The organism is Acinetobacter haemolyticus CIP 64.3 = MTCC 9819 (assembly GCF_000369065.1).
GTDB lineage: Bacteria > Pseudomonadota > Gammaproteobacteria > Pseudomonadales > Moraxellaceae > Acinetobacter > Acinetobacter haemolyticus.
In genome coordinates this window covers 84179-96816 of the sequence record NZ_KB849807.1, presented here as the reverse complement: position 1 = coordinate 96816, position 12638 = coordinate 84179, and the positions used below count along the sequence as shown (strand labels likewise).

General features: G+C 42.6%; 12 protein-coding genes and 1 pseudogene. 10 read left to right on the top strand and 3 right to left on the bottom strand.

Annotated elements, in window-relative coordinates; all coding sequences use genetic code 11:
- The first annotated feature begins 86 nt into the window (after positions 1 to 86).
- From F927_RS13220 to F927_RS13185, 8 genes are all read left to right on the top strand, one after another.
- Positions 87 to 1604 (top strand): CoA-acylating methylmalonate-semialdehyde dehydrogenase, encoded by a 1518-nt coding sequence (locus F927_RS13220; RefSeq protein WP_005085784.1) that lies wholly within the window; start codon positions 87 to 89, stop codon positions 1602 to 1604.
- A gap of 13 nt (positions 1605 to 1617) precedes the next feature.
- On the top strand, positions 1618 to 2508 hold the full coding sequence (mmsB, locus tag F927_RS13215; RefSeq protein ID WP_005085783.1) for a 3-hydroxyisobutyrate dehydrogenase: 891 nt from the start codon (positions 1618 to 1620) through the stop codon (positions 2506 to 2508).
- Between the two features lie 82 nt (positions 2509 to 2590).
- Entirely contained in the window at positions 2591 to 4240 is a 1650-nt protein-coding gene (locus F927_RS13210) for an AMP-binding protein (RefSeq protein WP_005085781.1), read from the top strand.
- Between the two features lie 11 nt (positions 4241 to 4251).
- Positions 4252 to 5379, top strand: coding sequence for an acyl-CoA dehydrogenase family protein (locus tag F927_RS13205; protein WP_004956740.1), 1128 nt, complete (start codon positions 4252 to 4254; stop codon positions 5377 to 5379).
- A gap of 21 nt (positions 5380 to 5400) precedes the next feature.
- Positions 5401 to 6174, top strand: a complete 774-nt coding sequence (locus tag F927_RS13200) for an enoyl-CoA hydratase (RefSeq protein WP_005085779.1) — start codon at positions 5401 to 5403, stop codon at positions 6172 to 6174.
- Between the two features lie 12 nt (positions 6175 to 6186).
- On the top strand, positions 6187 to 7212 hold the full coding sequence (locus tag F927_RS13195) for an enoyl-CoA hydratase/isomerase family protein (RefSeq protein ID WP_005085776.1): 1026 nt from the start codon (positions 6187 to 6189) through the stop codon (positions 7210 to 7212).
- A 118-nt stretch (positions 7213 to 7330) separates the two neighbouring features.
- On the top strand, positions 7331 to 8683 hold the full coding sequence (locus tag F927_RS13190) for an MFS transporter (RefSeq protein WP_005085772.1): 1353 nt from the start codon (positions 7331 to 7333) through the stop codon (positions 8681 to 8683).
- Between the two features lie 146 nt (positions 8684 to 8829).
- Positions 8830 to 9066, top strand: coding sequence for a hypothetical protein (locus tag F927_RS13185; protein WP_005085770.1), 237 nt, complete (start codon positions 8830 to 8832; stop codon positions 9064 to 9066).
- A gap of 29 nt (positions 9067 to 9095) precedes the next feature.
- On the opposite strand, the gene F927_RS13180 is transcribed toward F927_RS13185, so the two are convergent.
- On the bottom strand, positions 9096 to 10028 hold the full coding sequence (locus F927_RS13180; RefSeq protein WP_020846310.1) for an IS5-like element IS17 family transposase: 933 nt from the start codon (positions 10026 to 10028) through the stop codon (positions 9096 to 9098).
- A 41-nt stretch (positions 10029 to 10069) separates the two neighbouring features.
- On the opposite strand from F927_RS13180, the gene F927_RS13175 reads away from it, so the two are divergent.
- The gene (locus F927_RS13175; protein WP_228127904.1) at positions 10070 to 10342 is read left to right on the top strand and encodes a GNAT family N-acetyltransferase; all 273 of its coding nucleotides are present in this window, start codon (positions 10070 to 10072) and stop codon (positions 10340 to 10342) included.
- Between the two features lie 335 nt (positions 10343 to 10677).
- Here F927_RS13175 and F927_RS13170 read toward each other — a convergent pair whose 3' ends face one another.
- Together F927_RS13170 and F927_RS13165 are read right to left on the bottom strand one after the other, a co-directional pair.
- Complete coding sequence (locus tag F927_RS13170) at positions 10678 to 11937, bottom strand: type II toxin-antitoxin system HipA family toxin (RefSeq protein WP_000914409.1); 1260 nt, start codon at positions 11935 to 11937, stop codon at positions 10678 to 10680.
- A gap of 4 nt (positions 11938 to 11941) precedes the next feature.
- Positions 11942 to 12244, bottom strand: a complete 303-nt coding sequence (locus tag F927_RS13165) for a helix-turn-helix transcriptional regulator (protein ID WP_000364388.1) — start codon at positions 12242 to 12244, stop codon at positions 11942 to 11944.
- A 196-nt stretch (positions 12245 to 12440) separates the two neighbouring features.
- Here F927_RS13165 and F927_RS17460 point away from each other — a divergent pair.
- Positions 12441 to 12545, top strand: a pseudogene (locus tag F927_RS17460) (hypothetical protein); the annotation flags it as partial.
- Between the last annotated feature and the right edge of the window lie 93 nt (positions 12546 to 12638).

Here is a 12638-nt window from a genome sequence, read left to right as displayed (position 1 = left end):
TCAACCAAAGGTTAAAAAAAGAAAATACGACGAATCGCTATTTTCAAACATCTGAACACAATAAAAATAGGGCCTATGGAGAGGTTATGAATACAATCCAGAAAATCGAGCTGGAAACAGCCAAATTATTGATCAATGGACAGTTTGTCGAGTCTGAAACCGAGCAATGGCAAGATATTGTCAATCCTGCGACGCAGGAAGTGATTGGTCGCGTGCCTTTTGCAACGGTTCAAGAGGTTGATGCTGCGATTCAAGCTGCACAAGATGCTTTTGCCACTTGGCGTCTAACGCCGATTCAAGCACGTATGCGCATCATGCTGAAGTTGCAAGATTTGATTCGTGCCAACATGAAAGAGATTGCTAAAGTATTGACCGCTGAGCAAGGCAAAACCTTAGCCGATGCAGAAGGCGATATCCAACGTGGCTTAGAAGTGGTCGAACATGCCTGTTCTGTCGGTACTTTACAAATGGGTGAGTACATCGAAGGCGTGGCACGTGGTGTGGATACCTATACTTTGCAACAACCATTGGGTGTTTGTGCGGGCATCACTCCATTTAATTTCCCTGCCATGATTCCATTGTGGATGTTCCCGATGGCGATTGTCTGTGGCAATACCTTTGTACTTAAACCCTCTGAACAAGACCCATTAACCACGATGATGTTGGTCGAACTTGCGATTCAAGCAGGTGTACCTGCTGGTGTGTTGAATGTGGTACATGGTGGTAAAGAAGTGGTGGATCGTCTGTGTACACATCACCACATCAAAGCGATTTCCTTTGTCGGTTCAACTGCGGTGGGTACCCATGTGTATAACCTCGCAGGGCAACATGGCAAACGTGTGCAGTCGATGATGGGTGCGAAAAACCATGTGGTGGTGATGCCTGATGCCAACAAAGAACAAACCCTCAATGCTTTGGTCGGTGCGGCTTTTGGTGCAGCAGGACAACGTTGTATGGCACTCTCAGTTGCTGTGATGGTGGGTGAAAGCAAACAATGGGTTCAAGAGCTGGTTGAAAAAGCCAAAACCTTGAAAGTTAATGCAGGACATGAACCGAATACAGATATCGGACCTGTGATTTCTCAACGTGCCAAAGCACGCGTGATTGATTTGATTAATAGCGGTGTCGAGCAAGGTGCAGAGCTACTACTCGATGGTCGTGATGTGCAGGTCAAAGGTTATGAATCAGGGAACTTTGTTGGTGCGACTATTTTTAATGGCGTGACCACAGACATGCGCATCTATAAAGAAGAAATCTTTGGCCCAGTTTTGGCGATTATTTCTGTCGATACTTTAGAAGAAGCGATTGAGCTGATCAATGCCAATCCATTTGGTAATGGTGTTGGACTGTTTACTCAAAGTGGTGCGACAGCACGTAACTTCCAGAACCTGATTGATATTGGTCAAGTGGGGATTAATATTCCAATTCCTGTGCCTGTACCATTCTTTAGCTTTACAGGTTCGCGTGGTTCAAAGCTAGGTGATTTAGGTCCTTATGGTAAGCAGGCGGTACAGTTCTATACGCAGACTAAAACCATTACCAGTCGTTGGTTTGAAGATAGCCATGAAGTTGGCGGTGTAAATACCACCATCAGTTTACGTTAAGGGAGAATCAGGGATGAATATCGCCTTTATCGGTCTCGGAAATATGGGCGGCAGAATGGCCCATAACCTGCTCAAAGCAGGTCTTACAGTCTATGGTTATGACCTCAGTGAAGTGGCGAATCAGCACTTTGCTGAAGCAGGTGGCGTGGTCTGCGACAGTCCACAAGCAGCAGCCCAACAAGCAGATGTGGTGATCACCATGTTACCAGCAGCCAAGCATGTCAAAGAGGTTTACCTCGGTGAGGAGGGCGTGCTGGAAGTCTTAAAGGCAGGGGCATTGTGTATTGATAGTAGTACCATTGACCCGCAGACCATCAAAGATATCGCTGCGCTTGCGCAAACTAAAAATATTCACATCTGTGATGCGCCTGTGTCGGGTGGCACCATTGGCGCACAAGCAGGCACTCTCACTTTTATGGTGGGTGCCAATGATCAGACCTTTGAGGAAGTCAAACCTGTGCTCAGCCACATGGGCAAGAATGTCATTCATTGTGGCGATGTTGGCGCAGGACAAATTGCCAAGATTTGCAATAACTTAATTCTCGGGATCTCGATGGCTGCTGTGGCAGAGGGCATGGCATTGGGTGCCAAATTGGGGATTGATCCGCAAGCATTGGCAGGTGTGGTGAATACTTCAAGTGGTCGTTGCTGGAGTTCAGAGATTTGTAATCCGTGGCCACATATCAATGAAAATGCGCCTGCTTCACGTGGCTATCAAGATGGCTTTGCGACACAACTGATGCTGAAAGATTTAGGTCTGGCAGTCGAAGCTGCGGGTCAGGTCAAACAGCCTATTTTGTTAGGTGGTATGGTGCAGCAGCTATATCAGCAGATGTGCATGCGTGGAAATGCGCATTTGGATTTCTCCAGCATTATTCAGCAATATCTTCCAGAAGAAGTTTAAACATCAAGCCATTGGATGGCTTGTAAACCAATAAATGCAACTCTGTCGTAAATAACTACAAATCCAGACTGAGGGAATAGAGATGTTGAATTATAAAGATGTGGCACACGCATTTGATTTTGAAAATACGGCTCAACACATGTTGTCAGGTTCGTTGGATGCACTCAATGCATGTTTTGAGTGTTGTGACCGACATGTAGACGGTGAAAAAATCGCCTTGTACTGGCAAGGCAAAGATGGACGCAAGGAGCAATATAGCTTTGCTCAACTAAAACAGTGGTCCAGTCAATTTGCCAATTTTCTAAAATCACGAGGTGTACAGGCAGGCGATCGTATTTCGGGTTTATTACCACGAACGCCTGAACTGATCGTGACGATCTTTGCTGCTTGGCGAATTGGCGCGGTATATCAACCGCTGTTTACGGCCTTTGGGCCAAAAGCGATTGAGCATCGCATTCAACTTGCACAAAGTAAGTTAGTGGTGACGGATGTGGGCAATCGCAGCAAGCTCGATGAAGTTGAACAATGTCCAGCTATCGTGACCGTTGCTGATGCAGGAGGTTCAGCGCTCAAGGCCAGCGATTTTAATTTTTGGCAGGAGCTGAATCAGCAGTCTGATCAATGTGAATTAGTCATGCGTAATCTGCATGATCCATTCTTATTGATGTTTACCTCAGGTACTACTGGACCTGCAAAACCGCTCGAAGTTCCACTAAAAGCCTTGATTGCATTTGGTCGCTATATGCAAGATGCGATTGGCTTAACTGAAGATGATGCTTTTTGGAATATTGCTGATCCGGGTTGGGCCTATGGTTTGTACTATGCGATTACGGGGCCGTTATTCTTGGGACATGCGACGTTGTTCTACGAGGGTGGATTCAGTACGGATAGTTTGTGTCAAATCGTCAAGGATTATCAAATCACCAACTTGGCAGGTGCACCAACGGCCTATCGTATGATGATGGCAGCTGATCCAGCACAAATGGCGCCGTTAAAAGGTCAGTTCCGTGTGGTCAGTAGTGCAGGTGAGCCGCTGAATCCAGAAGTGATTCGCTGGTTTAAACAAGTTTTAGATGCACCGATTTACGATCATTACGGACAAACTGAAGTGGGTATGGTGGTCTGTAACCATCACGGTTTAAGCCATGAAATACGTGCAGGTGCGGCAGGTTTTCCAAGTCCGGGTTATCGGGTTGCCGTGGTCAATGAGCAAGGCGAAGAGCTTCCGCCAGACACCGCCGGAATTTTAGCGGTGGATATCAGCCAGTCGCCAATGATGTGGTTTGGTGGTTATAAAGAAAGCCGTAAATCACCTTTCGTTGGCAATTATTACTTAACAGGCGATACCGCTGAGTTACATAGTGATGGCAGTATGAGTTTTGTAGGGCGTAGCGATGATGTGATCACGACATCGGGCTATCGCATCGGTCCATTTGATGTTGAAAGTGCATTGCTCGAACATGATGCCGTGATCGAAGCTGCGGTGATTGGTGTACCTGATCCAGATCGTACCGAACTGGTTAAAGCCTTTGTTATTTTAGCGGCAGGCGTGCAGTCTACGGTTGCTTTGGCAGAAGAATTAAGCCAATTTGTGAAAAAACGTCTTTCAGCGCATGCATATCCACGTCTAGTGGAGTTTGTTACCGAGTTGCCGAAGACACCGAGTGGTAAAATCCAACGTTTTTTATTGCGCAATCAGGAAATTGCTAAGCAACAAGCAAAAGCAGGGTAAGGGAAATAACAATGCAATTTACCGAAGAACAATTGTTAATTCGTGATATGGCGAAAAGTTTCGCCCAAGAACAAATTAAACCGAATGCCAGTGATTGGGATCGAGATGGCACCTTTCCCAAAGCTGCGTTGGCGCAGATGGGGCAGCTTGGTTTTATGGGGATGCTCGTCCCAGAGCAATGGGGTGGGTCAGATACGGGAAATTTGGCCTATGTGTTGGCACTCGAAGAAGTCGCAGCAGCAGATGGTGCGACCTCGACCATTATGAGCGTACATAATTCGGTGGGCTGTGTACCTATTTTAAAATTTGGCAATGACGAGCAAAAGGAGCGTTTTTTAAAGCCCCTAGCTCAAGGCGAAATGATCGGCGCATTTGCTTTAACCGAACCCCATACCGGTTCAGATGCAGCAGCCATCAAAACCCGTGCGGTTAAAGACGGTGACGATTATATTCTCAATGGTGCAAAGCAGTTTATTACTTCTGGTCATAATGCAGGGGTGATTATCGTCTTTGCCGTGACTGACCCAAGCGCAGGTAAAAAGGGTATTAGTGCCTTTCTCGTGCCACGTGATACACCGGGGTATGAGGTCATTCGTGTCGAAGAAAAGTTAGGTTTACATGCTTCGGATACCTGTCAGATTGCTTTGACCGATGTGCGTGTGCATAAAAGTTTGATGTTGGGTAAAGAGGGCGAGGGTCTGAAAATTGCACTTGCCAATTTAGAAGGTGGCCGTATCGGGATTGCAGCACAAGCAGTAGGTTTGGCGCGTGCAGCCTTAGAAGAAGCCACACACTATGCCAAAGAACGTCTGACATTTGGTAAACCAATTTTCGAGCATCAAGCGATTGCCTTCCGTCTTGCCAGTATGGCAACAGAGATCGAAGCTGCACGACAACTGGTTCATTATGCTGCACGTCTTAAAGAAGCGGGTCAGCCTTGTTTGAATGAAGCATCGATGGCGAAATTATTTGCTTCTGAAATGTCAGAGCGTGTCTGTTCAAGTGCCTTACAGGTCTTTGGTGGTTATGGCTATCTGAAAGATTTTCCAATCGAGCGAATTTATCGTGATGCACGAATTTGTCAGATTTATGAAGGTACTAGCGATATTCAACGTTTAGTGATCGCACGTAGTCTATAAAACTCAAACAAGGATTGAATGATGCAGTGGCAAACTATTTTATTAGAAAAGCGTAATGGTGTTGGGTTAATTACCCTCAATCGTCCTAAAGCTTTAAATGCGCTAAACAGTGAATTGATCAGTGAAGTGAATCAAGCTCTCGACCAACTGGAAAAGGATCGTGAGATTGGTTGTATTGTGTTGGCAGGTTCGGAAAAAGCTTTTGCAGCAGGTGCGGATATTAAGGAAATGGCACAGCTAAATTTTCCTGATATTTATTTTGATGATTTTTTCCATCTTGCTGATCGTATTGCTCAACGCCGTAAACCTTTGATTGCTGCGGTGAGTGGCTATGCTTTGGGTGGTGGTTGTGAATTGGCACTGATGTGTGATTTTATCTACTGCGCTGATAATGCCAAGTTCGGCTTACCAGAAGTGACTTTGGGCGTAATTCCAGGAATCGGTGGAACACAACGTTTAACTCATGCGATTGGTAAAGCCAAAGCCATGGAAATGTGCCTCACCGCACGACAAATGGGTGCAGTAGAAGCTGAGTTAAGTGGTTTGGTTGCACGTGTATTCAACAAAGAAGACCTACTCGAACAAACCCTACAAGCCGCTGAACAAATTGCGACACGTTCTCTGACCGCAAACATGATGCTGAAAGAAACTATTAATCGAGCTTTCGAAGTCAATTTGACCGAAGGATTACGATTTGAACGACGTATGTTCCATTCAATTTTTGCCACTGCGGACCAAAAAGAAGGCATGCAAGCATTTGTAGAAAAGCGGCAGGCAAATTTTAAAAATCAATAAGAGATCAACAAAATGAACAAAGAAAATCACTTAATGATTGAGCAACAAGGTGGTCTAGGCATGATCAGTTTAGATCGAGTGACACATCTGAATGCCTTATCGCTAGAGATGATTGAGGGGATTCAAACTCAACTTGAACTTTGGCGAAATGATGCTGCTATCCAAGCCGTTTTGTTCAAATCGAATAGCCCGAAAGCCTTTTGTGCAGGAGGCGATATTCGCTATCTGTATGACAGCTATAAATTGGGCACGACCGATCATCAGGGGTATTTTAGTGCCGAATATAAGATGCTCACCACCATACGTGAGTACCAAAAACCTGTCATCGTTCTGCTCGATGGTTATGTGCTTGGTGGTGGTTTTGGCTTAGCGCAAGCCTGCCACATCATTGTGAGTAGTGAAAAATCAAGCTTTGCCATGCCTGAAACAGCGATTGGTTTTTTCCCAGATGTCGGTGCTACTCATTTCCTATCGCGCTTGGATGACATAGGCGTGTATATGGCGATTACAGGTGAGCAAATCAGTAGCAGTGATGCCCTTTATTTGGACTTGATTGACTACCATGTGCCGAGCGAAAAACTTCAAGCCTTGCAAGAAGCTTTGGTTGAGACGTCCAGTTTAAGCAAAGAAGAGATTGAACACATTATTGCTCAATTTATCACTCGCCCTGCTGAGAGTGAATTGAAACAGCATGCTGAAGCGATTCGTAAACATTTTGGTTTTCAACATTTGGATGAGATTGAGCAAAGTCTTGCAAATGAACAAGATGAGCAGTTAAACGCATGGGCCAGCAAATTATTGCATCTACTGCAACAACGCTCATTCGTAGCAAAACAAACCAGCTTGAAACTACAACATCTTGGACGCGGACTTTCTTTGCAACAATGCATGCAACTTGAACGTGATTTACAGGATATTTGGTTTGAGCATGGAGACTTTATTGAAGGCGTGCGTGCACTGATTGTCGATAAAGACAAACAACCACAATGGAAACAAGCCAATCCAGAACTGGAGCAAATATTAGAAAAGCTGAGCTAAATTCACCTGATAAAAATAACAAAAGCTCACTGAAATATAGAGCGTTAAAACGCTTATGGTCAGGGTTGTCCATAAGCGTCAAAGTTAAAACAAAAAGATCTAAATAAGGATAATTGTGATGCAAGCAACAGATGGAAACGGTTCGTCCCCTAAAAAGTCGTCACATCGATTGGCAGGGATTTCTAGCATGGTTGGTACCACCATCGAGTGGTATGACTTTTTTATTTATGGTGCGGCAGCGGCACTGATTTTCAACAAATTGTTTTTTCCTAATCTTGACCCACTGACAGGTGTACTCGCAGCATTTGGTACCTATGCAGTGGGTTTCATCGGACGACCTTTAGGTGGTCTAGTATTTGGTCACTTTGGTGACAAGATCGGGCGTAAGTCCATGTTGTTACTGACTCTAATGTTGATGGGTATTCCCACTGTATTGATTGGATTGTTACCCACTTATGAAACAATCGGCTATTGGGCTGCAATTTGTTTAGTGATCTTGCGCTTTATTCAGGGTATGGCAATGGGTGGAGAGTGGGGCGGTGCTGTGCTCATGGCAGTTGAACATGCACCTGAGGGCAAAAAAGGATTTTGGGGTAGTTTGCCTCAAGCCAGTACCGGTGGTGGTTTAATGTTGGCCTCAATAGCGCTTGGCTTGGTGTCCTTACTGCCCGAACAAGCATTGTTTAGTTGGGGCTGGCGTATTCCATTCCTCGCAAGTATCGTTTTACTGGGTGTAGGATGGTATATCCGTGTCAAAGTGCCTGAATCTCCTGACTTTGAGAAGGTTAAGCAACACGCTGAAAACATTAAAGTTCCTGCTTTAAAAGTCTTTAAACAACATCCAAAACAGTTGATTACAATTATTGTGGCGCGTGCTGCTGAAAACGCATGGTTTTATATTGCATCAACATTTACCTTGGCTTATACCACGACCCAATTGGGTATTCCGCGACAAGATATTTTGTTTGCTACCATTTGTGGTGCAGCCGTGATTCTGTTTATGACACCTTTATGTGGACATTTGTCTGATAAGGTCGGTCAGCGCAATATGTTTATGTTTGGCTTATGTGTGCTGGCAGTATTTAGTTATCCATTCTTTAGTATGCTCAATACCAAAGATCCTGTACTAGTGTGGACTGCGATTGTATTGGCGATTGGTGTGGTGTTCCCGATTATGTATGCGCCGCAAGCACAATTATTCGCGCGTCAGTTCCCAGCTGAAATTCGTTATAGTGGGATATCTATCTCAGTGCAGTTGGCAGGTGTATTGGGTGGTGGTATTGCACCGTTGATTGCAACCAAGTTATTGAGTGTCGGTGGTGGCAATCCATATTTGATTATGATTTATATTGGTTCGATGGCAATGATTGCGATAGTCGCAACAACCTTTATGCCACGTGACCGAATTACGCAAACTTATCAGCAATCAAATGAATTAGATTTAAAAACGAAGATTACTGATCAATCCTAGTTGTGAAATCTAGAGATAAGAAAAAAGCCCTAATCTTTCGACTAGGGCCTTTTAAATTTGACGTCGTAAACGTAATTTGAACTCATGATTACAAGTATGATTTATTCAATTAAACTTTAGTACTAAGAATTGTTTGAGTTTCAAATATGATCGAGATTGCTCAACAGCAAGATTCAAAAGAAATTTTAAATGTTATCAAGCAAAGTATAGAATCTTGCTCTTTAGATCATGATAATAATCAAAATGTTATTGATGAATGGTTATCGAATAAAACTGAAGAAAATATAATTAATTGGATAAACAACTCTTATTCGTATATGTACAAAAAGGACAATAAGATTGTAGGTTTTATTTTGATGTGGTTTTGTTGCACAAAGATTTGAAATGCAAAGCGCCCCTAATTGAGCCAAATTTAAGGCGTAACTTGGGTAAGTGGTCGACCTAATTCCGTAAACCTGTTGAGGACTGCTACACGTGCATGAATTTCATTCACCTGACTAGGAAAGCTTCTTGCCATTAATTTATCGCCTAATAATTTAATGCAATGCATCTTGGTTTCCACCAAACTTCGTCGATGATAGCCTGACCATTTTTTCCATAGTCTCCTGCCTAAACGTTTAACTGTTCGAAGTAATTCATTTCGTTCTAGCGAGCTGATCTTTGTATCTTTCCATGGTTTCGCATTTTTTCTAGGTGGAATCACCGCATGCGCTTGCCGATCTGCAATGACCTGACGGCATTGCTTGGTGTCATAAGCTCCATCGGTATAAACAGAGTCAATCTGCTCATCTTGTGGAATCTGATCGAGTAAATCACCAAGCACTTGTGAATCACTGACATTATTTGTAGTGAGTTGAATAGCGCGTATTTGAAGGGTTTCAGCATCTATACCAATATGTAGTTTACGCCATTGGCGACGATATTCAGGTCCATGTTTCTTGCGTTTCCATTCGCCCTCACCTAGAAACTTCATGCCTGTAGAGTCTATGAGTAGATGCAGCCCATCGCTACTTTTTTGGTAGCTGATTGCAATATCAATATGCTTTTGTCTTCTACAAAGCGTACTGTAATCTGGTGCGGTCCAATTTAATCCACAAAGTTTAATCAGACTTTGCACAAAGCCAGTGACCATACGTAAAGATAGACGGAATAAGGATTTAATCATTAAGCAGCATTGGATAGCTGCGTCGGAGTAGGTTTGATTTCGCCCTTGTTTGCCTTTTGATGGAGCATACCATTGCGTAGCAGGATCAAACCAAATGGCAATATTTCCGCGACTCATGAGTGCTCGGTTATATGCGGGCCAATTGGTTGTGCGGTAGATTTTGTGTGTAGGCTTCTTCATTTGAAAATTATATCGCTGAAAAAGCTTTTACAGATAGGTTTGTGCAACAAAGCCTTTTGATGTCTAAAGGTGGAGTCATCCTTCTAAATTATGTTTTACCTGATTATCAAGGCGATGGTATAGGAAGTGCAATGGTTGATTTCATCATTTCTCTTTCTAGCTCTTATCAGATTGATAAAATTAAGCTTGAATCAACGCTCACCGCTAGGAAATTTTATGAAAGCAAAGAGTTTGTGATATTGGAAGAAACATATGAACATGAAAAATTGATAAGTTTTAAAATGGAACGAAGACTCAGTGAGAATTCAATTTAAACAATAAGAAAAAAGCCCTAATCTTTCGACTAGGGCCTTTTAAATTTGGAGCGGGAAACGAGACTCGAACTCGCGACCCCAACCTTGGCAAGGTCACCGAGATTTATTCCATTAAATGACGCTAATTATAAGTATATGATTTAATTGATAGTATGTGTTTTTTGGTGGAGTAAAATTTTTAGTAATTTAGATCATTTAAGGGTATTTTGGTCACTTTATTTTAGACATTTTAGTTTGTAAAAGTCACCTATTTTTTGATACTGATTTTCATGAGAAATAACAATATTATATGATTTAATATAATGATTCTTAATCCTCATGAAAATGTTTTATATTCAATTCAATAAATGAATATTATGCTCAATCCTATTTTGGATCATTTGGATAGTTTCTGCTTGAATTTGTCCAGGTAATAGATCATGAGCGATATTGCTGAATCGGATTGCAACCTTACAAATCGAACTAATAATTTCATCGACTTCTTGGGCAGAAAGTTCCGCTTCCTGAGTACCAAGTTTTACAAGAGCTTGTCGAGGAATATCCAGTGCCTCACCCATGATATCCATTTGATGATATCCACCTGGCCCTTCACAGAAAGTAACATCATAGGCAGGGGAGAGTTTCCATTGCCCATTTTGGGACATCAGAAATGAAAAGTTTTTGCAATGATCATCTCGATTATTGAAGACTACATTGAAAACAGCTCGCTTGAATGCAATTGCTTTTTCGCGAACATCATTGGTGCAAAAGTGTGCAGCGCGAAGAAAGTTACTGTAGTCTAAACTCCCTGGTGATTTAAAATCAGCTCCGGTGAAGGCAGCTAAACTTTGCATAGGGATACGCATACCTTCATGGCGGTCAAATCTTTTTGATGCAAATGCGGTTAATCCATTCGGAAGAGTAAAATATTGAGTATCAGGGGTGTCAATATGACAATGACGCAAACATTCTGCATAGACAGCTTCAATTGCACAAACTTCAGGATGCTCTTGCTGAGCGGGAAATTTGATCAGCCATGCTTCATGTTGATGTGAGCTAACTGTTGAGAATTCGTTGGTGACAGGATCACGGTAGACGAGCGCTTTTGGCCTTGCACCTTGTGGAGATCCACCCATAATTAATAAATGCTGTAAAAATTCTGCACCTTCTCCTTTGAGAACTTCCTGAACTTCTTGAGCGAGTTTAATCAGTGGAATATTTTCAGTTAATGCTAACTCAGGTGCTGAAGGTTCAAAGGATAATGCCCCCATTGCATGTGTATTAATATACGTGAGTCGTTCTAATGGCCCAATCCGTGCTGGATTGAGTCCATTTTTTTTAAATAAGCGATCCATAAGAAGCATGCCCCAACCATCGGGTAGGGCATCATATATAGGACCTGGCAATCCCATTTGATGTGTAGGAAAGTTCGTTCTTAATGAGTCACCTTTTAATGGAAGTAGGTAAGAGGAAAGTTCTAAACCTTTACTGATCGCTTCTGCACTGTATTCAAAGGCGATTAATGGCCGACCTGTGATTGCGGTTGAGGAGACCAGTGTACCCCAAAGCCAATATTCACCCCATCCATTGTAGTAAACATTAAGTTTTTTGAGCATGCACTTATTTCCTTTTGATACGTTGGCGAGCCGTATTGCTCTCATAGCGGAGAATGTCATTTACACTGTTTAAATGAGGTTTGAAGAGTTCCTCTAATTCTTTTAATCGGCCCAATACCATGGCAACGCGTACTAAATTTTCAAATGAAACATTTCGACCAGCTTCCAGATTAGATACTGTATTCACACTAATACCAGCACGTGTAGCGACGTCTGCCTGAGTCATTTCTAGATAAAGTCGTTCTTTGCGAAGCCTTTCACATAATAAAGTAACAACCTCTTCAGGTTTTTTGAATTTTAAATCCATAATATTGGGTCTTATATCTATATATATCTATTAAAACACAAAATAATGGATTTATAAAATAAGCCATTTGATCGGTAAGGAGGGTGCTTAATTGGCCTGATTAGATCTTATTAGATTAAAGAAGTCTAATTAGACATTTACAATCTAATAGAGCCTAACAACCTGCTTTAAGCTCAATCAGTTTCGCCTGTTGTCGCGAGGAACCGGTATTTGCTATCAGGTTAATCTGGAATATCTGGTACAAGTGGTTTGGAGCAATGAGGTCGATGGGCAGCGCTTTGCCTTGCCTGATACCTTAATTTAGTACCGATTCACAATTTATTCATCATATTCTGAAAATATTGCTTCAATTTCATCCCACTGCGGCAATTTATACTTTTTTTATTCACTTCAA